The following is an 18,322-nucleotide window of genomic DNA, read 5'->3' on the forward strand; positions in this document are numbered from 1 at the left end:
CCCGACCCTTGCGCAAGCTTAAACCCTGTGCTTTAATTCGCCTCCTCGCTGAAACGCACATGGCGAAACGAATTCAGGGCGTTTAGCTCAGTTGGTAGAGCGTCTGCCTTACAAGCAGAATGTCGGCGGTTCGACTCCGTCAACGCCCACCAAAGTTTGCGGTTGGAGTGGTAGTTCAGTTGGTTAGAATACCGGCCTGTCACGCCGGGGGTCGCGGGTTCGAGTCCCGTCCACTCCGCCAACAGTTTCAAGCAGTACCCGAATATCGGGCGTTTAGCTCAGTTGGTAGAGCGTCTGCCTTACAAGCAGAATGTCGGCGGTTCGACTCCGTCAACGCCCACCAAAGTTTGCGGTTGGAGTGGTAGTTCAGTTGGTTAGAATACCGGCCTGTCACGCCGGGGGTCGCGGGTTCGAGTCCCGTCCACTCCGCCAACAGTTTCAAGCAGTACCCGAATACCGGGCGTTTAGCTCAGTTGGTAGAGCGTCTGCCTTACAAGCAGAATGTCGGCGGTTCGACTCCGTCAACGCCCACCAAAGTTTGCGGTTGGAGTGGTAGTTCAGTTGGTTAGAATACCGGCCTGTCACGCCGGGGGTCGCGGGTTCGAGTCCCGTCCACTCCGCCAACAGTTTCAAGCAGTAAACAGTTTTCCGGGCGGTTAGTCTCAGTTGGTAGAGCACTGCCTTCACACGGCAGGGGTCGCTGGTTCGAGTCCAGTACCGCCCACCAGAAAACGGAGTGGTAGTTCAGTTGGTTAGAATACCGGCCTGTCACGCCGGGGGTCGCGGGTTCGAGTCCCGTCCACTCCGCCAACAGTTTCATGCAGTACCCGAATATCGGGCGTTTAGCTCAGTTGGTAGAGCGTCTGCCTTACAAGCAGAATGTCGGCGGTTCGACTCCGTCAACGCCCACCAAAGTTTGCGGTTGGAGTGGTAGTTCAGTTGGTTAGAATACCGGCCTGTCACGCCGGGGGTCGCGGGTTCGAGTCCCGTCCACTCCGCCAACAGTTTCAAGCAGTAAACAGTTTTCCGGGCGGTTAGTCTCAGTTGGTAGAGCACTGCCTTCACACGGCAGGGGTCGCTGGTTCGAGTCCAGTACCGCCCACCAGAAAACGGAGTGGTAGTTCAGTTGGTTAGAATACCGGCCTGTCACGCCGGGGGTCGCGGGTTCGAGTCCCGTCCACTCCGCCAACATAAAAAGCAGCCTTCGGGCTGCTTTTTTGCATTTTCCGCGCCACATCCTCCTTTGCTTTTTCCTCATGCCTTAACCCTATCCGCATGTTGCAGTTGCAAAATGCCTTATAGCTGGCAATACTGTCAGACTTTTAAAAATTTATATCAAGAGATTTCACATGAACAAGACAGCCCTGCTGGCGCTGTGCCTGAGCAGCCACGCCTCCTGGGCCGGCAGCGGCAGCGAAGAGGCCACATGGCAATACACTGTTCAGGCAGGCGATACGCTGTGGTCCTTCGCCGCCAAGCACCTGATTTCGCCCGCTTATGTACCTAAACTGCAACAGCAAAACGGCATCGCCAACCCCTACCGGCTGACGCCGGGCAGCTTGCTCGCCGTGCCCTACAGCTGGACCCGGCAGAACGACTCTACCGTCACCATCGAATCGCTGTCCGGCTCCGTGCATGTCCAGGATGCGGACGGGCAAGCGCTGAAAGCCGCTCCCGGATTGCGCCTGGTCGCCGGCAGCCGCCTCTCCACCGGCAAGGATGCCATGCTCAAGCTGCGCATGGCGGACGGCTCCACATTGCAGTTGTGGTCCAACAGCAAACTGACGCTGGGCAAACAAGTGTTCTACCCCACCACCGGCGCCATCCAGTCGCTCAACCAGCTGGATCACGGATCGGCCAGCAACGCGGTCGTGCCCAAGCAACTGATGCCCAACCGCTACCAGATCTATACGCCGTCGGCAGTCACCACCGTGCGCGGCACGGAGTTCAGAGTGCGCAGCCTGGATGGCCAGCACACCGCGGCCGAGGTGCTGCGCGGCAAAGTCAGCCTCGCCTCCGGCGGTCAACAGCTGGACATCCCGGCCGGATTCGGCGCCCGCAGCGGCGGCCGGCAATCCGCCGCCTTGCCCAAACCGCCGTTGCTGGACGGCATGCCCGCGACCAGCCCTTTCAATCCGCCGCTGCTGGAGTGGCATAGGCAGGATGGCGAAGCGGGCTATCATCTCTCGCTGTCTGACGCGCAGACGCAGCGGCAGCTGCTGGATCGCATCGTGGATTCGGCGCGCTTTTACCCGAAACTCCCGCAAAACGGCAGCTATCTGCTCTCTGTCCGCGCCAGCGACGCACAGGGCATAGAAGGCTTCGACGCCAGCCGCGGCTTCACGCTGGCGGCCACCCCGCTGCCGCCGCTGATTTTCAGCGACGGCCGGCGCGCCAGCCAGCGCGCGCAAATTTTGTGGATAGGCAGCAGCGCCAGCCCGGAGCGTCCCGCCTGGCTGCAAGTGGCCCGCGATCCCGCCTTCTCCGACATCTGGTACCAGGGCCGGCTGGAACAGGACGAATTCGCCCTCAGTCTGCCGGACAAAGGCAAGTGGTATTGGCGGCTGGCCTCGCTGGACGACAAAGGGCAAAGCGGCCCTTACGGCAACACTCAGGAAACCCGCGTCAAGGCGTGGTACGAACTGGGCCTGCCTGCCGACCGCAAGCTGCAATCGCGGCGCTACCCGGTCGCCAATGCCCGCTACACGCTGCAGCTGGCCCGGCCTGACGAACCATCGAATGTTGTCTGGCAGCAGAGCGCGGCGGAGCCCAGCTGGCCATTGCTGCGCCTGCCCAGCGGGCGCTTCGCCATCACCATCCTGGTGGACGGCGACGGCGGATATCATGCCGAAGAGCGATATCCCACCCTGCTTTTGCCGTAAAATCCCATCATGCGTTCCGTCCAGATCTCCCGCTACAGCAGGGGCATTCCCCTGCTGCTCGCCTTGCTCGGCCTGCTGCTCATCGCCAGCCAGCTGCTCGGCCGACTGGATTTCTGGCTGTACGACAGTCTGACCCGGGCCAACCCCTTCCACCAGCCCGACCAAAATCTGATCGTCGTCGCCATCGATGAGAAAAGCCTGTCCGAGCTGGGCCGCTGGCCGTGGCCACGCGCCTACCACGCCCAGTTGCTGGACAAGCTGGGCGGCGCGCACGCGGTCGGCTTCGACATCGCCATCGCCGAGCCCTCCCGCGACCATCCCGAGGCCGATAAACATCTGGCCAACGCCATTCGCCGCAACGGCAAGGTAGTCGGGCCGGTTTTCCCCGAACTGCAGGGCGGGCAACTGTTGGAAACCCGCCCCTTGCCGGCGATGGCCGCGGCGATGGCCGCGCTCGGCCACACCGACTACGAGCGCGATGAGGACGGCACCATACGCCGCGTCTACCTGCGAGCCGGCCTAGGCGCCCCGCGCTATCCCAGCTTCGCCGCCGCCGTGCGCGCGGTGGCGCTGGGACAGCGCGAAACCATCCCGCCGCCGCAGCGCCCCAGGCCCGGCCAGGCCTGGCAGCGGCGCGATCTGGCGATGGTGCCGTTCAGCAGCGGCCCCAAGCCATTCCACACCGTGTCTTACAGCGACGCGCTCGCCCGATTGCCGCCATCGTTCTTCGAAGACAGCATCGTGCTGATAGGCGTGACCGCCAACGGCCTGGGCAACCAGCAGCCGACGCCGGTCTCCGCCAACAACACCGGCATGCCCGGCGTGGAGATCGACGCCTACATGGTGCACGGCCTGCTTACGCATCAACAGATCCGACCGATGCCGCTGCCATGGGAGAGCCTGCTGGGCGCCCTGCTGCTGGGGCTGGGCGACTGGCTGCTGTCGCGCCGCCTGCGGCCGCGGCGCCTGCTCACCGGTTACGCGCTGGCCTCCGGCGCCACCCTGCTCGCCTCGGCCTCCCTGCTCTATTTCGCCTCGCTGTGGGCCGGCGGCAGCGTAGTCGCCATGCTGCTGCTGCTCAGCGGCACCTTGCGCTATGTCAGCGGGCAGGCGCAGCTGTTTTCGCTGGCCTTCACCGACAGCCTGACCCGGCTCTACAACCGCCGCCACTTCGACGAGGCCTTCGCCCACGCCTTCGAGCAATACCGGCAAAGACACAAGCCGCTGGCGCTGATCATTCTGGACATCGACCACTTCAAGAAATACAACGACCACTACGGCCACTACGCCGGCGACGAAGTGTTGCAGAAAGTGGCCCGCGCGCTGCGGGATGGCTTCCGCCAGAAAGGCCAGCTGGTGGCGCGTCTGGGCGGCGAGGAGTTCGGCGTGCTGCTGACGCCCAGCGACGCGCCGCAGGCCTTCGCCGCCGCCGAGCGCTTTCTCGGCCAACTGGCGGCGATGGAGCTGCCCCACTCCGCCAGCCCGCTGGGCCAGGTCAGTTGCAGCATAGGCGTATGCGCCTGCATTCCCGGCCCCACCGACAGCACCCGCAGCCTGTTCGAACAGGCCGACCAGGCGCTGTACGAAGCCAAGCGCGGCGGCCGCAACCGCGTCAGCCTCTACCACCTGCCGCGGGACGCCGGCGCGAAAAAAAACGCGGACGATGCGTCCGCGCTGCTGGATTGACCCTACCTTGCCGTCAGCCGCGGCGACGGCTCGTCAGCCACAACGTCCAGACGATCACGCCGGCGAAAAACACCGCCACCCAGAACGGCATGGTCATGCCCAGAAAGCGGCCATGGATCTCGGCGCACTCGCCGCTGCCCTTCAGCACCTTGGACAGCACCTCCCATAACGGGAACGACTCCATCAAGAACTCCAGGCCCGGACCGCACTGCGGCACCTGATCGGCCGGCAGGCTCTGCAGCCATAGCTGGCGCAGCGAGACGCCCATGCCGGCCAGGCTGGCCAGCGTCACCAGGCCGCCCCACGCCCTGGCCCCGGCCCTGCCGGGATTATGCAGCGCCGCCAGCAAGGCCAGCGCGCCCGCCGCCATCACGCCGATCCGCTGCAGAATGCACAGCGGGCACGGCTCCTGGCCTAGCTGATATTGCGCGAACAGCGCGAAACCGATGGCGCCGGCGCACGCCGCCGCCACCAGCAAGAAACCTTGACGGTTGCTGATATTCAAACCCATCCCCCTTGACCTTTCCTGGTATGTCTTATGAGTGAACGCAGTGTAAACGGAAAAGATGAGATTGGGGCGGCTCGGCAAAGTTCCGAAGCTTACAGTTCCAAAAACTCCCGGATCGCCTGCTTTTGCTGCAAGGCGTCGCGATAACCCAGCGCGATCAGCTCGCGGCAATAGGCCGGCTCGAACAAAAGATAGGTGGCGAGCGCGGTGCCGCGCTGCCGGGTGGCGCCGGTGCCGCGCATGATGAAGCGCAGGATCGGCGGAAACAGGTGGGTGTAGCGGTAGACGATGCCTTCCAGCGACTGGCTGGGATTCAGCTGGAAAATATCCACCTTCTTGAGCTGGGTCTTGCCAGCCAGTTCCTCGCTGCTTTGCAGCAGCGATACCGTATGGTTGATCCGGGTCAGCCGCTCCATGTCCACCGCCATGCTGTCGATGAACACGCTGTTGAGCAGATGGCCGAAAATCTGCGCCGGCATCGGGTAAGAGCCGACGTTGCGCCGCTCGATGGTGTCCGGCCGCTTGCTGGCCAGCCCCACCACGAACAGCTTTTCCGCCCCCAGGTGCAGCGCCGGCGACAGCGGCGACAGCTGGCGCACCGCGCCGTCGCAGTAGAATTTCTCCCCTATCCGCACCGAGGGGAAGATCAGCGGAATGGCCGCCGTGGCCATCAGATGATCCAACCCTATCCGCTCGCGCACGCCCAGCCGCTGGTAGCGATTCCATTCCCCCAAACTGTCGTCGCCCTGGAAAAAGGTGACCGACATGCCCGTGGTGTAGCAGGAGGCCGTCAGGGCCAGCGCCTGCAGCGCGCCTGAGTTGATGGACGGCGCGATGCCGTCGAAAGGCATCATCCGCCCCAGCGTCTGCCTCAACGGCGCGTTGTCGAGAAAGCTCTGCGGATTGGGCCAGGCGTGGCCGGCGCTCAGCAGCGAGACGCCGAAATGGAGGAAGGTTTTGACGAAGTAACGAGTGCTGACATCGTAAACGTCGGTGATGTGCAGCTGCTTCCACACCTTGGCCAGCGCCCCCACCGCCAGCTGGTAGTTGCCGGCGCCGGAAGCCAGCGCCACCGCGTTGATCGCGCCCGCCGAAGTGCCGCAGATGATGGGGAAAGGATTATGTTTGGGGTCCGGCAGCATGCGAGCGATGCCCAGCAACACGCCCACCTGGTAAGCCGCGCGGGCGCCGCCGCCCGACAGTACCAAGCCCACCCTGCTCCGCCCGCCCATGCTCGTCTCTTTTCCGTGCGCCGTATTCGTTCTATTTAGGCATAGTCAAAAATACGGAGAGACCGCAAGCGTCAGAATCCGCCCGCCTGCAATAAAGCCCATAAATGCGCGGCCACCAGCGCGCGCCAGGGAGAAAACGGCTGCAGCCAGTCCTGGGTCTGCCGCGCGTCGGGCTTGTCGGCCTGCCCGAGCGCGATGCCCAGCGCCTTGCGCACCGCCACGTCGCCATGCAGCGAGCCATCCAGCCAGCCATAGCCGCGCAGCAAGGCATAGCTGACCGTCCATGGACCGATGCCCGGCACCGCCAGCAAGCGCTCGGACACTTCATCCGCCGGCGTGCCGTCCAGCCAGGCGTCGAGCGGCAACTCTCCGCCCACCGCCGCCTGGCTCAAGGCCAGCAAAGCGCGGCTTTTGGCGCGGGAAAACCCGGCTTCGCCCAGTTGGTCGGCGTTCAGCGCCGCCACCCGCGCCGCATCCGGATGGCACAGCAAGCCGGAGGAATGGCGGCAATCGCACAGCGACAGCATGCGCCGGCGTATCGTCACCGCCGCCGCCACGCTGATCTGCTGGCCGGTGATAGCCCAGGCCAGCGCCTCGAACGGGGTCGCCGTCTGCGGCACCCTGAGCCCGGCGCGAGCGGCGATCAGCGGCCCCAGTTGCGGATGCCCGCGGTACTGGCGCTCGAAAGCCTCCACCGGCTGGTTCAGCCCCAGCATGCGGCGGCCCATGCCCTCCAGCGCCGCCTCCGCTTCGCCGCCGGCATCGCCGTCCACCGCCAGCGCCAGCCGCGCCCGGCCGGCGGCGAAGCGCAGGTCCAGACAGGCTGGCCGGCCCCGCCACAACAGGCCCTTGCTCAAGCCGTCGTCGTCCACCTGTTCGGCCAGACGCTCGCCGTCGCGGCGATGAAAGGCCAGGATGTCATGGGGACGAAAACCGGCGGGCAGGAAAATATCGCAATGAATGACGGACATGGACTCAGCGGGCCTTGCGGAAAGTCAGATTGATGCGGCGCGCGCCGAGCAAGGGATGGCTGCCGGGCTGCACCGGCCGCACGCCGTGATAGCGCATGCGGTCCGGCCCGCCCCACACCAGCACGTCGCCATGGCGCAACAGGATGCGGAATGTTTTGTCGGCGCGGCGCAGGCCGCCCAGCAGAAACGCCGCCGGCAGCCCCAGCGACACCGAGACGATGGGCGCGGAGAAATCGCGCTCGTCCTTGTCCTGGTGCAGGCCCATGCGGGCGCCGGGCAGATAGCAGTTGATCAGGCAGGCGTCGGGATCGAAGCCGGCGAAACCGGCCTCCGCCGCCGCGCCGCGCGCCAGGTCTCGCAACGCGTCGGGCATCGCCGGCCAGGGATGGCCCGAAACGGGATCCGCGGCGGCGTAGCGATAGCCGCGGCGGTCGGACACCCAGCCCCAATCGCCGCAACTGGAGGTGGCGACGGACATGGACTGCCCGCCCGGGGTTTCCATTCCCCGCAGCGGCGCCTGTTCCAGCACCGCCTCCACTTCGGCCAGCAGGCGGACATCGTTCGCGCAAGCCCGGCCGTGCAGCAGCGCGGCGCCAGCCGACAGCCGCTCGATCCAGGCCCCCCCGCCGGGCGCGAACAGGCTGTCGCTCACTCCTCGCCGGCCACCATCATGCCGCCCACCAGCACCGAGCCGATGCGGCGGCCGCCGCGGTCCAGCGTGTCGCTGCCGACCGCTTCGATATTGAGGAACATGTCGCGCAGATTGCCGGCGATGGTGATTTCCTCCACCGGATAGGCGATCACGCCGTTCTCCACCCAGAAGCCGGCCGCGCCGCGCGAATAATCGCCAGTGACGGTGTTGACGCCCTGTCCCAGCAGTTCGGTCACCAGGAGGCCGCTGCCCATTTGCGACAGCAGGTCGGCCTGGCTTTCGCCGGTGGAGTGCACCACCAGATTGTGCGCGCCGCCGGAATTGCCGGTGGTCTGCATGCCCAGCTTGCGGGCGGAATAGCTGCTCAGGAAATAACCCTGCAGCACGCCGCCATCCACCAGCCTGCGCGCCTGCGTCGCCACGCCCTCGTTGTCGAAAGCGCTGCTGGCGAGGCCGCGCAACAGGAAAGGATCTTCATCTACCGTCACCCGGGACGACAGCACCGGCTTGCCTAGCGCGTCCAGCAGAAAAGACGACTTGCGGTACAGATTGCCGCCGCTGATCGCCGCGGCCAGATGGCCCAGCAGCGACATCGCCACCGGCGCCTCGAACAGAACCGGGTACTGCCCGGTCTTGACCCGGCGCGCGCCCAGACGGCGCACCGCGCGCTCGCCGGCGATGCGGCCGATCTCCTCCACCGCCGCCAGATCGTCCTGATGGCGGGCGGCCGAATACCAATAGTCGCGCTGCATCACGCCGCCTTCTTCCGCCACCACCGCGGCGGACAGGCTGTGGCGGCTGCCGGCGAAACCGCCGTGGAAGCCATTGCTGTTGGCGTAGACAAACTGGTTGGCCTGCGCCGACACGCTGGCGCCCTCGGAGTTGCGGATGCGGGCGTCCACCGCGCGCGCGGCGTCCTCGCAGCGGCGCGCCAGCGCTATCGCCTCCTCCACCGGCAGCCGCCAGGGGTGGAACAAATCCAAGTCCGGCAGCTCATCCGCCATCAGCTGCGGATCGGCCAAACCGGCGCAATCGTCCTCCGCCGTGTAGCGGGCGATGTCAAGCGCGGCGCGCACGGTGTCTGACAGCGCCTCATCGGAAAAGTCAGAGGTGCTGGCATGGCCCTTTTTCTGGCCCAGATAGACAGTGACGCTGACGCCCTTGTCCTGGTTGTATTCAATGGTTTCCACCTCGGACAGGCGCACGCTCACGGTCTGGCCGACGCCCTCGGAAACATCGACCTCGGCGGCGCTGGCGCCCTGCTGGCGCGCCAGCTCCAGCACGCGGCCGGCGATGCCGCCGAGAATGTCGGAACTGAAACTGAATGTCTGATCTGCCATTATTATCTTTCGGAACAGTGGAAACGGCCGATGGCCTTTTCCGGTATCATACCAGCCTTGAAAACCGATTGAGACCTAGCAACAATGACCGACCACCAGAACGACGATGGCTTCGTCAGCAAGTCCCAGCGCAAGCGCGACATGGACGCGCTGCAGGATCTGGGTAGCGAACTGGTCGAGCTGTCCAAGGATACGCTGAAGAAAATGGCGCTGCCGGAGGATTTGCTCTCCGCGCTGCTGGAACACAAACGCTTGACCGCGCATGGCGCCATCCGCCGCCAGCTGCAATACATCGGCAAGCTGATGCGCAATGTCGATCCCGAACCGATCCAACAGTACCTGCAGATTCTCAAGGGAGAGTCGTCCGAACACATCGCCTGGCAGAAACTGCTGGAGCGCTGGCGCGACAAGCTGATGGCCGATGACGCCAACCAGCCGCTGTTCCTGCAAAGCTTTCCCAAGACCGACCCCAAGCAGCTGCATTCCCTGGTGCGCCAATCGCGCAAGGAAAAACAGGACAACAAGCCGCCTAAGGCCTTCCGCCAGCTGTACCAGCTGATCAAGGAACAGATCCCCGAGCCGGGCAAGCCGCGCATCTGGCAAAAGGATGAGGAAGAGGACGACGCGTGATGCTGAAGATAGGCCTGGTTTCCATCTCCGACCGCGCGAGCCAGGGCGTGTATGAGGACAAAGGCCTGCCGGCGCTGCAGGATTGGCTGGCGCGCGCCGTCGCCACGCCGTTCCAGGCTGTGTGCCGGCTGATCCCGGACGAGCAGGCGGTGATCGAGACCCACCTCAAGGCGCTGGTGGACGACGAGGGCTGCCAACTGGTGCTGACCACCGGCGGCACCGGCCCGGCCCCGCGCGACGTGACGCCTGACGCCACCCTGGCGGTGGCCGACCGCGTGATGCCCGGCTTCGGCGAACAGATGCGCCAGATCAGCCTGCGCTTCGTGCCCACCGCCATCCTGTCGCGCCAGACGGGCGTGATCCGCAAGCAAAGCCTGATCCTGAACCTGCCAGGCCAGCCCAAGGCCATCCAGGAAACGCTGGAGGGCCTGCGCGGCGCCGACGGCAAAGTGGAGGTGCCCGGCATCTTCGCCGCCGTGCCCTACTGTCTGGACCTGATAGGCGCGCCCTACATTGAAACCGACGAGACGGTGGTGAAGGCCTTCCGTCCCAAATCCGCCATCAAGCCGGCGCCATGAACTATCAGCCACCGCGCTGGCTGCGAGGCGGCCACGCCCAGACCATCTGGCCGGCGCTGGCCGTCAGGCAGGACGCCCCCTCCTACCGGCGCGAGCTGTGGGACACGCCGGATGGCGCCAGCATCGCGCTGGACTTCGTCGACGGCCAGCCCGGCGCGCCGCTGGTGGTGCTGTTCCACGGTCTGGAAGGCAGCAGCGCCAGCCATTACGCCAAGGCGCTGATGCAGGCGCTGGCCGCCCGCGGCTGGCACGGCGCGGTATCGCATTTCCGAGGCTGCGGCGGCGTGGACAACCCGCTGCCGCGCGCCTACCACGCCGGCGACGCCGCCGAGGTGCGCTGGATTCTGCAACGCCTGTCCAGCCGCTACGCCGCCATCGCCGCCGTGGGCGTGTCGCTGGGCGGCAGCATGCTGCTCAACTACCTGGCGGACGACGGCGAGGCCGCGCTGCCGCTGGCCGCCGCCGCCGTCTCCGCGCCGCTGGACCTGGTGGCCGCCAGCACCCGGCTGGACCGCGGCCTGGGCAAGCTCCTCTACACCCGGATGTTCATGGACACGCTCAAGCCCAAGGCGATGGCGTCGCTGCAACGCCATCCGGGCCTGTTCGACGGTGCCAGACTGAGCCGCGCGCGCACCTTCATCGAGTTCGACGATCTGGTCACCGCGCCCATCCACGGCTTCGGCACCGCGCTCAACTACTGGACCCAGGCCAGCAGCAAACCCAAGCTGGCCCGCATCGCCCGCCCTACGCTGGTGCTGAACGCGCGCAACGACCCCTTCCTTCCGGAAAGCTCGCTGCCGGACGCCAGCCAGGTATCGGCCGCGGTGACACTGGACTTCCCCGACGACGGCGGCCACGTCGGCTTCGCCACCGGCCCCTTCCCCGGCCGCATAGACTGGCTGCCGCAGCGCTTGCTGGAGTTCATCGCACCGCATCTGCGCGGCAAAAAAACCTAACGGCATCATCATTGACGATTCGCCTCCCCCAATGGCAAGTTTGAGAGCTAGCCACCAGGGAGTCGTCCATGCCTCACTCAAACGCCGATGAACGCCGTCTCACCGTCCAGTGGGACGATCCGATGATAGGCGCCCGCGCCGCCCAGACCCTTAGCGGCCTGGAGTACTTGAGGGAAATGGCCGACGGCCGCATCCCGCCGCCGCCGGTAATGAAGCTGCTCGGCTTCGAATTCGTCCGCGCCTCCGAAGGCGAGGTCGAATTCGCATTCCTCCCTCACGAATCCCATTTCAATCCAATAGGCAGCGTCCACGGCGGCGTGATCAGCACGCTTCTCGATTCCGCGATGGGCTGCAGCATTCACTCGCGGCTGCCCCGCGGCAAAGGCTACACCACGCTGGAGCTGAAAGTGAATTTCGTGCGTGCGGTCCTGCCCCGCCACGGCAAGCTGCTATGCCGCGGCCAGGTCATCCATGCCGGCGGCCGCATGGCCACCGCCGAAGCCCGGCTGCAAGACGAATCGGGCAAGCTGTACGCCCACGCCACCACGACCTGCATGATCTTCGACGCAGCGAGCGACCCGCTCGCGAAAAAGGAAAAACCATGATCCGCTCCTCGCTGCTATGCTGCGGTCTCGCTCTGCTCGCCGGCTGCGCCAGCATGGCAGACCGTCTGCGGGGATCGCTGACCCCGCCGCCGGGCCAGGCTTACGCCATCGTCTCGCTGACCGGCAAGGCCTTCGAGCCGGACCGCGCCACAATAGGCCTGACAGTCAACAGCGCAGGCGGCCGCATTGCCGCGCAGGACATCGCCAGCCTGCTCACCGACACCGTGTTCGGCGAAGAAGGCATGTCGCCGGCGGAGGGCAAACTGGTGCTGCTGACCTTGCCGCCGGGCGACTACCGCCTGGGCGAGGTGAGGGGACGTTGGGACGAAGACGGCGCGTTCGGGCTGGATCGGCAATTCCGCCGTTTCAAACTGAACGCCCCATTCCATCTGGACGAGGGCGAAACGGTGTATCTGGGGCAGGTGCAGCTGGAAATGTCCTTCCTGCCGGAAGTGAGGCTGTCCGATGAGCGCAGGCGGGATTTCGGCCATATGCGCCGGGTGTGGAAGGTAAACGATCTCGGCCGGGTCCAAATCCGCCCGCTATCGCCTTGAGGCGGCTCAGGGCTTATACCACAGCTTGTACAAATAGGCAGGCTTCACCGCCGCCACCGCCGCGCTCACCGGCTCCAGCACCTGATAAGCCGACTGCCGGCAGTCTCTCAGCAACGGATCGGCATACGGCGGACCGTCCAGCTTGCGCAGCGCCGCCACCCTGGGCGCGTTCGCCTTTTCGCCGCGGTGCGTCACCACCGCCACCTCGTTGCTGGCCAGTCTCACAAAACTGCCCGGCGGATAAATGCCCATCTCCTTCACCAGCAAGGACACGTGTTGCGGTGGAAAGCTGCCCAGCTCGCCGCGGAACAGGCTGCCCAGCACCAGCGCCGGCAATTGCGGCTGGGTATTGTGCACGCAACCGCACACCAGATCTGCTATCTGCAGCAGCAAGGCGTCGGTTTCAATTTCCTCGCCGGCCAAGCCCTGCGGATAGCCGCTGCCATCCAGTTGTTCATGGTGCTGCTGCACCAGCAGATGCCAGTACTCGTCATCGATCCCGGCCTCGCGCAGCATCGCCGAGCCCAGCGCCGGGTGGGCGAATATCGCCTCCTGCTGCGCCAGGTCCATCGGCGCGCTCTGCGCCGCCAGTTGATTGAGCAGCCCGGTGACGGCGAGATTCATGCTCAAGGCCGCGCCCAGCATCGGGCGCAGCTCGGCGTCGGACAAGCCAAGCCGTCGCCCCAACACCGCCAGCACCGCCGCCACGTGCACGCTCTGCGCGCTGCCGAAACACTGGAACGGCAATAGAAACACGCTGGCCAGCACGCCATCCGGATGGCGCCGGCTCAGCGCCAACAGCCCCTCGGCCATGCCCAGCAAGCTGCCGGCCAGATCCCGGACAGCGAGGCCATGCTGCAACACGCCTTCGGCGCGTCGCAGCAGAAAGGCCATTTCCTGCAGCGGGTTGGCGCTATTGCGCTGCTGTTCGGCCTCCTTCTCCCGCAGGGCGGCGCGCTCCAGCCGTTCGCGCTCCAGCCGGGCCTCCACCTCCTCGCTTTCGCCATGCCCAAGTTGAGCCAGGCGGTCGCGCTGCTCTTCCGTCAGCACATACAGCCCCCTCTTCAGCAACAGCACGCCATTCTTGGCGTACACGTCCACCGGAGCTTGTTGGCCGGCGCGGAGAAAGTTGCGCGGCAGTTTTACCTTTGCAGACGAATCCGTCATATTTCACTTGCATGCGTTGCGCCGACCTGCCGCCGGCTATGGCTTCAAACATCCGAGCCCGTCCAGGCGGGACCTCTACGATTTTTGTTAGTTCTACTTTGAGCAGTTGGCAGATTTTATTCAAATTTTATCGAAAACGGGCCAGGATGCCAGCCTGCCGCCCGCAAAGGGAGAGCCCGCATGAGCAACAACGCCTCTTTTCCCCGCCGCGCCTTTCTGGCCGGAGCCGGCACGCTGGGTTTCGCCCTGGCCGCGCGCCCCATCGCCGCCAGCGCCATTCATACCGACAGCCAGGCGCTGCGCGCCGGCCACGCCGTCATCGACACCGGAGGCAGTCCCATGCCAGGCTACTTCGCTCGCCCTGCCGAAGGCGACGGCCCATGGCCGCTGGTGATCGTGATACAGGAAATCTTCGGCGTGCACGAACACATCCAGGACCTGTGCCGGAGGCTGGCCAAGCGTGGCTATCTGGCCGTGGCGCCGGAATTATATTTTCGTCACGGCAACCCCGCGCAGGCGCCTGACATAGACAGCCTGCTGCGCGACATCGTCTCCCAGGTGCCGGACCAGGAGGTGCTGAACGATCTGGACGCCACCTGGCGCTGGGCAGGCGAAAACGGCGCCGACCTGAACCGCGCAGCCGTCACCGGCTTTTGCTGGGGCGGACGCCAAAGCTGGCTGTATGCCGCACACAACACCAAGCTGAAAGCCGCCGTCGCCTGGTACGGCAAGCTGGAAGGCCCCGCTACGGCCAATATGCCCAAGCAGCCATTGGATATCGCCGGCCAATTGCGGGTGCCGGTATTGGGACTCTACGGCGGCAAGGACCAGAGCATTCCGCCGGCCAGCGTGGAAAAAATGAAATCTGCGCTCAACGCGGCGGGAAACCACAGCCAGATCGTCGTGTATCCGGATGCCGGCCACGGCTTCAATGCCGACTACCGCCCAAGCTATCGCGCACGCGACGCGGAAGATGGCTGGCTCCGAATGCTGGACTGGTTTGCCCTGCATGGCGCGCCCGCTCAAGGGCGTTAACAGCGCTCCGTCTCAAGCCTGAGCCAAGGCGCGCCGACGCCAACAGGGCGAGCGGCGCCGGCGCCACTCAGCATCAAGACTTTTGTTCGCGGCCCTAAGCGCCTCCCACCACGCTGCCCAGCTCCAGCCGGGTACGCACCACCTGATTGAACAGCTGTAGCCAGTAAGAATCGAATTGCCGCTCGGACGCGTTCAGTTCCGCCACCGCACGCAGCATCGAGCGGCGCTGGCCCTGCTGGGCATGCTTGAGCATCACCGACTCGAACGCGTCCACCAGCGCCAGCACGCAAGCGCCCGGGCAGATGGCCCCATCTCTCACGCCATCCGGATAGCCGCTGCCATCGGGCCGCTCATGATGCTGGGCCACCATTCTCGCCGCCTCCTGCCAATCCGGCATCCGCTCCAACAGCCCCGCGGCCCAGCCCGGATGGGCGGACAACTGCCGCCGGTCCTCCACGCTCAGGTTACCCGCCTTCAGCCACAAAGACTCGGGCAACAGCATCATGCCGATATCGTGCATGTAGATGGCGGCCGCCAATTGCTCCATCGGTACCGGCCGTTCTGACAGGCGGTTGGTTTCCAACGCCAGCGCCAGATTGCGTTCGGTTCGGCCGGAGAAGGCGGGCAGACGCTGCTCCAGCTGCGCGGCCAGCGAACGGAAGAATTGCAGATCCGCGAACCGGTGGCCGCCATGCCCATTGCCGGCCTCCTGCGTCGGCGCGGGCACTGACGGCGCCTGCCCCATCATGCTGGACACCAGCCAGGCGCAAGCCTGAGGCAAATCCTCTGGCTTTTTTTCCAGCAAAGGCTCCAACCGTATCCGCAGCGCGTCCATCCTCAAATCGTCCAGGGGCAAATCCTCAGCCACCGCGTCCAGCATCAACACCAGCCGGTCCATCACCAGCAGCAGCACATCGCCCAGCACATCCAGATACGGCAGCTCCTTGTGCCTGACTCTATCCAGCAAATGCTCCAACACATTCATGTACGGCTCGAAAAAATGCACCTGGCACAGGTTGGCATCTCCTTTGATGCTATGCAGGATGCGAAACAACTGGGCGATTTTTTCCTCGTTGCCGCTGCCATCCTCCAGCTGGCATACCAGCTGTTCCAATTGCGGCGCGTAATCTGACAAAGCGTCTCTAAAATCTTGAAACGCGATGGGATCGATGATTTCCGGCGTCAGCTGTTTGGTGGCCATCTGCTATCCCTTTCGGATTGCCGTTTTATCCAGTATATGCGAACCAGTCCATTCCGCTTCCCCAGAGGAAAGCCTCTTCATCCTATGTAAATACCCTGTACTTACGTATTAAAGATTCGTAAAAACAGGCGATTCCTGAAGAAAACGCTTGCCATGGCGGGCAACTAAAGGCACTATGCCTCCCGCAGGATGCTCAAGTTGTGTGATGTGTAGTTGTCGTAGTGGCAATAGCCGTACCTCAGTCGCCATTTCCCTTGATCTTCGTGCCTTTTATTCAACTGCTCGTTTTGAGGAATTTAACAAAATGGCAACCGGTACCGTTAAGTGGTTTAACGACTCCAAAGGCTTTGGCTTCATCACCCCGGACGAAGGCGGCGACGACGTATTTGCTCACTTCTCCCAGATCAACGCCAAGGGCTTCCGCACTCTGGCTGAAAACCAGCGCGTAAGCTTCGACATCGTCGAAGGCCCGAAGGGCAAGCAAGCCTCCAACATCCAGCCCATCTAATCTCCTCACAGAGATCATTTGGCAGTGATGAGAAAACCCGGATTCGTCCGGGTTTTTTGCATTTTGACAACACTCGCCCTCCGGAGCCGTCCATGTCCGACCAACACGAAGCCGTGATCGCCGCCACCCGCGAGTGGGTGGAGAAAGCCGTGATCGGCCTCAACCTGTGCCCGTTCGCCAAATCCGTGTACGTGAAGAACCAAGTGCGCATCCAGGTGAGCGAGGCCGCCAATCCGCAACAGCTGGCCGAGGAACTGGCCGCGGAGCTTAAGCTGCTGGCCGAGACCGACCCGCAGGAAATCGACACTACGCTGCTGGTGCACCCCAATGCTCTGACTCGATTCCTGGATTTCAACGAATTTCTGGACATCGCCGACGCCATCATCGACGACCTGGAGCTGGATGGCGTGCTCCAGGTGGCCAGCTTTCATCCCAAGTTCCAGTTCGAAGGCACCGGCATCAACGACATCGACAACTACACCAACCGCTCGCCCTACCCGACGCTGCACCTGATCCGCGAGGCCAGCATAGACCGCGCGGTGGAGGCGTTCCCGGAAGCGGAAGCCATTTACGAGCGCAATATCGAAACGCTGCAGAGGCTTGGCCTGGCAGGATGGAAAGCCCTGTTCGCGCCCAAGCCGGAATAAAACGCCAGCCCCAATAAAAAAGCGCAGCCACTTGGCTGCGCTTTCGCATGAGGACCCGCTCAACGCGGATAACGCCCCTGCTTGTCCGCGTAGAAGGCCCTGATCTTGGGCAGATCCGCCTCGATATCGCCGCTGGGCTCGAACATCGGCCCGAAGCCGCCTTCCCTGCGGCCATAGTCCAGGTAGGCCAGCGCGATGGGCACCCCCGCGCCGCAGGCGATGTGATAAAAGCCGGTCTTCCATTCCGTCACCGCCTTGCGCGTGCCCTCCGGCGGAATCGCCAGCACCAGCCTGTCGCTGCGCTGAAACACGTCCACCATCTGCTGCACCAGCGAATTGTTCTGATGCCTCACCACCGGCACGCCGCCCAGCCAGCGCATCACCGGCCCCATCGGTCCCTTGAACAGCGTGTGCTTGCCCATCCAGTAGATCTTGGCGCGCGCGGCGAAGCACAGCCCCAGCGTGATGGGAAAGTCCCAGTTGCTGGTATGCGGCGCGCCTATCATCACGTACTTGTCCAGCGCGGGGAACTCTCCCTTCAGCTTCCAGCCGCACAGCTTGAGCATGACGATGGACAGCCAGCGAAACAGATCGCGGACGATGGGGGTGTCGAAGATGGTGAAATGCATGGCAGCCTTGGGCAACGGCGCCATTCCGCGCGCAGGAACGGCTTTGGACGCGCGCCCCAGCGTCGGGGCAGGCGCCAAACACGTGGAAGGCGCAGAATGTACTAAATGAAACACTATCAAGTAAAGCTCAATATGCGCGCCCGCGCCCAACTGCCCTGCGCAATTGATAACAAACGGTAACATGCGGACCGGAACTGTATTTCAGATAGGCTGCCTAAGCCCTATCTACCCCTCTGTAGGACCCAAGACCATGAACACCGCCAAAACCAGCCTGAAGCTCGCGGCCTCCGGCCTGATCGCCATCACCCTGCTGTCCGGCTGCGCCAACATGTCCCACCGCCAGCAAAACACCGCCATCGGCGCGGCCGCCGGCGCGGTGCTGGGCTCCGTGCTCACCGGCGGCGACGCCATCGGCACCGTCGGCGGCGCCGCCGTGGGCGGCGTGATCGGCCATCAGACCGGCAAGCGCTGATCCCGTCGCCCGACAGAGCCAGCCCAGCGCTGGCTCTTTTGTTTTGAGGCCCGCGCCCATATCATCCAA

19 protein-coding genes and 12 tRNA genes are annotated in these 18,322 nt (G+C 64.4%); 23 read left to right on the forward strand and 8 right to left on the reverse strand.

Annotation, left to right across the window (positions count from 1 at the left end; all coding sequences use genetic code 11):
- Positions 1-76 precede the first annotated feature (76 nt).
- The 14 genes from DK842_RS00875 (at position 77) to DK842_RS00940 (ending at position 4,568) form a co-directional block, all read left to right on the forward strand.
- Positions 77-152: transfer RNA gene (locus DK842_RS00875), tRNA-Val, on the forward strand.
- A 12-nt stretch (positions 153-164) separates the two neighbouring features.
- A tRNA-Asp gene (locus DK842_RS00880) sits at positions 165-241 on the forward strand.
- A gap of 26 nt (positions 242-267) precedes the next feature.
- Positions 268-343 (forward strand) — tRNA-Val (locus tag DK842_RS00885).
- Between the two features lie 12 nt (positions 344-355).
- Positions 356-432, forward strand: a tRNA-Asp gene (locus DK842_RS00890).
- Positions 433-458: 26 nt separating this feature from the next.
- A tRNA-Val gene (locus tag DK842_RS00895) sits at positions 459-534 on the forward strand.
- Between the two features lie 12 nt (positions 535-546).
- A tRNA-Asp gene (locus DK842_RS00900) sits at positions 547-623 on the forward strand.
- A gap of 27 nt (positions 624-650) precedes the next feature.
- A tRNA-Val gene (locus DK842_RS00905) sits at positions 651-727 on the forward strand.
- 6 nt (positions 728-733) lie between these two features.
- A tRNA-Asp gene (locus DK842_RS00910) sits at positions 734-810 on the forward strand.
- Positions 811-836: 26 nt separating this feature from the next.
- Positions 837-912, forward strand: a tRNA-Val gene (locus DK842_RS00915).
- A 12-nt stretch (positions 913-924) separates the two neighbouring features.
- Positions 925-1,001, forward strand: a tRNA-Asp gene (locus DK842_RS00920).
- A gap of 27 nt (positions 1,002-1,028) precedes the next feature.
- A tRNA-Val gene (locus tag DK842_RS00925) sits at positions 1,029-1,105 on the forward strand.
- A 6-nt stretch (positions 1,106-1,111) separates the two neighbouring features.
- Positions 1,112-1,188, forward strand: a tRNA-Asp gene (locus tag DK842_RS00930).
- Between the two features lie 161 nt (positions 1,189-1,349).
- Complete coding sequence (locus tag DK842_RS00935) at positions 1,350-2,882, forward strand: FecR family protein (protein WP_114059675.1); 1,533 nt, start codon at positions 1,350-1,352, stop codon at positions 2,880-2,882.
- Positions 2,883-2,891: 9 nt separating this feature from the next.
- Positions 2,892-4,568 (forward strand): CHASE2 domain-containing protein, encoded by a 1,677-nt coding sequence (locus DK842_RS00940; protein WP_114059676.1) that lies wholly within the window; start codon positions 2,892-2,894, stop codon positions 4,566-4,568.
- Between the two features lie 13 nt (positions 4,569-4,581).
- Here DK842_RS00940 and DK842_RS00945 read toward each other — a convergent pair whose 3' ends face one another.
- From DK842_RS00945 to pmbA, 5 genes are all read right to left on the reverse strand, one after another.
- Entirely contained in the window at positions 4,582-5,079 is a 498-nt protein-coding gene (locus tag DK842_RS00945; RefSeq protein WP_114059677.1) for a disulfide bond formation protein B, read from the reverse strand.
- An 89-nt stretch (positions 5,080-5,168) separates the two neighbouring features.
- A complete protein-coding gene (locus DK842_RS00950) occupies positions 5,169-6,308 on the reverse strand; it encodes a patatin-like phospholipase family protein (RefSeq protein ID WP_114059678.1) in 1,140 nt (379 codons plus the stop codon).
- A 71-nt stretch (positions 6,309-6,379) separates the two neighbouring features.
- Positions 6,380-7,279, reverse strand: a complete 900-nt coding sequence (locus DK842_RS00955) for a DNA-3-methyladenine glycosylase 2 (protein ID WP_114059679.1) — start codon at positions 7,277-7,279, stop codon at positions 6,380-6,382.
- 4 nt (positions 7,280-7,283) lie between these two features.
- Positions 7,284-7,931: a DNA oxidative demethylase AlkB gene (gene alkB / locus DK842_RS00960; RefSeq protein ID WP_114059680.1), complete on the reverse strand. Its 648-nt coding sequence runs from the start codon at positions 7,929-7,931 to the stop codon at positions 7,284-7,286.
- Positions 7,928-9,271, reverse strand: coding sequence for a metalloprotease PmbA (gene pmbA / locus DK842_RS00965; protein ID WP_114059681.1), 1,344 nt, complete (start codon positions 9,269-9,271; stop codon positions 7,928-7,930). The genes alkB and pmbA overlap by 4 nt, the downstream gene beginning before the upstream one ends.
- Before the next feature lie 84 nt (positions 9,272-9,355).
- On the opposite strand from pmbA, the gene yjgA reads away from it, so the two are divergent.
- From yjgA to DK842_RS00990, 5 genes are all read left to right on the forward strand, one after another.
- Positions 9,356-9,901 carry a ribosome biogenesis factor YjgA gene (gene yjgA / locus DK842_RS00970; protein WP_114059682.1) on the forward strand — a complete coding sequence of 182 codons (546 nt, stop codon included), beginning with the start codon at positions 9,356-9,358 and terminating at the stop codon, positions 9,899-9,901.
- A complete protein-coding gene (mog, locus tag DK842_RS00975; RefSeq protein ID WP_114059683.1) occupies positions 9,901-10,479 on the forward strand; it encodes a molybdopterin adenylyltransferase in 579 nt (192 codons plus the stop codon). The genes yjgA and mog overlap by 1 nt, the downstream gene beginning before the upstream one ends.
- Positions 10,476-11,435 carry a YheT family hydrolase gene (locus DK842_RS00980; RefSeq protein ID WP_114059684.1) on the forward strand — a complete coding sequence of 320 codons (960 nt, stop codon included), beginning with the start codon at positions 10,476-10,478 and terminating at the stop codon, positions 11,433-11,435. The genes mog and DK842_RS00980 overlap by 4 nt, the downstream gene beginning before the upstream one ends.
- Before the next feature lie 68 nt (positions 11,436-11,503).
- A complete protein-coding gene (locus DK842_RS00985) occupies positions 11,504-12,040 on the forward strand; it encodes a PaaI family thioesterase (protein ID WP_114059685.1) in 537 nt (178 codons plus the stop codon).
- Positions 12,037-12,594 (forward strand): hypothetical protein, encoded by a 558-nt coding sequence (locus DK842_RS00990; protein ID WP_232538568.1) that lies wholly within the window; start codon positions 12,037-12,039, stop codon positions 12,592-12,594. Before DK842_RS00985 ends, DK842_RS00990 begins: the two co-directional genes overlap by 4 nt.
- A gap of 6 nt (positions 12,595-12,600) precedes the next feature.
- Here the strand turns inward: DK842_RS00990 and DK842_RS00995 are convergent, their stop codons facing one another.
- Positions 12,601-13,761 carry an HD-GYP domain-containing protein gene (locus DK842_RS00995; protein WP_114059686.1) on the reverse strand — a complete coding sequence of 387 codons (1,161 nt, stop codon included), beginning with the start codon at positions 13,759-13,761 and terminating at the stop codon, positions 12,601-12,603.
- A 180-nt stretch (positions 13,762-13,941) separates the two neighbouring features.
- Between DK842_RS00995 and DK842_RS01000 the strand changes: the two genes are divergently transcribed.
- Entirely contained in the window at positions 13,942-14,796 is an 855-nt protein-coding gene (locus tag DK842_RS01000) for a dienelactone hydrolase family protein (RefSeq protein WP_114059687.1), read from the forward strand.
- A gap of 94 nt (positions 14,797-14,890) precedes the next feature.
- Here DK842_RS01000 and DK842_RS01005 read toward each other — a convergent pair whose 3' ends face one another.
- A complete protein-coding gene (locus tag DK842_RS01005) occupies positions 14,891-15,997 on the reverse strand; it encodes an HD domain-containing phosphohydrolase (protein ID WP_114059688.1) in 1,107 nt (368 codons plus the stop codon).
- Between the two features lie 304 nt (positions 15,998-16,301).
- Here DK842_RS01005 and DK842_RS01010 point away from each other — a divergent pair, with 304 nt between their 5' ends.
- Both DK842_RS01010 and DK842_RS01015 read left to right on the forward strand, forming a co-directional pair.
- Positions 16,302-16,505, forward strand: a complete 204-nt coding sequence (locus DK842_RS01010) for a cold-shock protein (RefSeq protein WP_114059689.1) — start codon at positions 16,302-16,304, stop codon at positions 16,503-16,505.
- A gap of 92 nt (positions 16,506-16,597) precedes the next feature.
- A complete protein-coding gene (locus DK842_RS01015) occupies positions 16,598-17,152 on the forward strand; it encodes a DUF1415 domain-containing protein (protein ID WP_114059690.1) in 555 nt (184 codons plus the stop codon).
- 59 nt (positions 17,153-17,211) lie between these two features.
- Here the strand turns inward: DK842_RS01015 and DK842_RS01020 are convergent, their stop codons facing one another.
- Positions 17,212-17,781: a lysophospholipid acyltransferase family protein gene (locus tag DK842_RS01020; RefSeq protein ID WP_114063554.1), complete on the reverse strand. Its 570-nt coding sequence runs from the start codon at positions 17,779-17,781 to the stop codon at positions 17,212-17,214.
- A 250-nt stretch (positions 17,782-18,031) separates the two neighbouring features.
- Here DK842_RS01020 and DK842_RS01025 point away from each other — a divergent pair, with 250 nt between their 5' ends.
- A complete protein-coding gene (locus DK842_RS01025) occupies positions 18,032-18,253 on the forward strand; it encodes a glycine zipper 2TM domain-containing protein (RefSeq protein WP_114059691.1) in 222 nt (73 codons plus the stop codon).
- Positions 18,254-18,322 lie beyond the last annotated feature (69 nt).

It is taken from the genome of Chromobacterium phragmitis (genome assembly GCF_003325475.1).
Lineage (GTDB): Bacteria > Pseudomonadota > Gammaproteobacteria > Burkholderiales > Chromobacteriaceae > Chromobacterium > Chromobacterium phragmitis.

What these genes read in the sequence shown, in the direction of transcription:
- DK842_RS00935 (WP_114059675.1), top strand. Translation starts at nt 1,350, where the DNA reads ATGAACAAGACAGCCCTGCTGGCGCTGTGCCTGAGCAGCCACGCCTCC.
- DK842_RS00940 (WP_114059676.1), top strand. Translation starts at nt 2,892, where the DNA reads ATGCGTTCCGTCCAGATCTCCCGCTACAGCAGGGGCATTCCCCTGCTG.
- DK842_RS00945 (WP_114059677.1), bottom strand. Translation starts at nt 5,079, where the DNA reads ATGGGTTTGAATATCAGCAACCGTCAAGGTTTCTTGCTGGTGGCGGCG.
- DK842_RS00950 (WP_114059678.1), bottom strand. Translation starts at nt 6,308, where the DNA reads ATGGGCGGGCGGAGCAGGGTGGGCTTGGTACTGTCGGGCGGCGGCGCC.
- DK842_RS00955 (WP_114059679.1), bottom strand. Translation starts at nt 7,279, where the DNA reads ATGTCCGTCATTCATTGCGATATTTTCCTGCCCGCCGGTTTTCGTCCC.
- pmbA (WP_114059681.1), bottom strand. Translation starts at nt 9,271, where the DNA reads ATGGCAGATCAGACATTCAGTTTCAGTTCCGACATTCTCGGCGGCATC.
- yjgA (WP_114059682.1), top strand. Translation starts at nt 9,356, where the DNA reads ATGACCGACCACCAGAACGACGATGGCTTCGTCAGCAAGTCCCAGCGC.
- mog (WP_114059683.1), top strand. Translation starts at nt 9,901, where the DNA reads ATGCTGAAGATAGGCCTGGTTTCCATCTCCGACCGCGCGAGCCAGGGC.
- DK842_RS00980 (WP_114059684.1), top strand. Translation starts at nt 10,476, where the DNA reads ATGAACTATCAGCCACCGCGCTGGCTGCGAGGCGGCCACGCCCAGACC.
- DK842_RS00985 (WP_114059685.1), top strand. Translation starts at nt 11,504, where the DNA reads ATGCCTCACTCAAACGCCGATGAACGCCGTCTCACCGTCCAGTGGGAC.
- DK842_RS00990 (WP_232538568.1), top strand. Translation starts at nt 12,037, where the DNA reads ATGATCCGCTCCTCGCTGCTATGCTGCGGTCTCGCTCTGCTCGCCGGC.
- DK842_RS00995 (WP_114059686.1), bottom strand. Translation starts at nt 13,761, where the DNA reads ATGACGGATTCGTCTGCAAAGGTAAAACTGCCGCGCAACTTTCTCCGC.
- DK842_RS01000 (WP_114059687.1), top strand. Translation starts at nt 13,942, where the DNA reads ATGAGCAACAACGCCTCTTTTCCCCGCCGCGCCTTTCTGGCCGGAGCC.
- DK842_RS01005 (WP_114059688.1), bottom strand. Translation starts at nt 15,997, where the DNA reads ATGGCCACCAAACAGCTGACGCCGGAAATCATCGATCCCATCGCGTTT.
- DK842_RS01010 (WP_114059689.1), top strand. Translation starts at nt 16,302, where the DNA reads ATGGCAACCGGTACCGTTAAGTGGTTTAACGACTCCAAAGGCTTTGGC.
- DK842_RS01015 (WP_114059690.1), top strand. Translation starts at nt 16,598, where the DNA reads ATGTCCGACCAACACGAAGCCGTGATCGCCGCCACCCGCGAGTGGGTG.
- DK842_RS01020 (WP_114063554.1), bottom strand. Translation starts at nt 17,781, where the DNA reads ATGCATTTCACCATCTTCGACACCCCCATCGTCCGCGATCTGTTTCGC.
- DK842_RS01025 (WP_114059691.1), top strand. Translation starts at nt 18,032, where the DNA reads ATGAACACCGCCAAAACCAGCCTGAAGCTCGCGGCCTCCGGCCTGATC.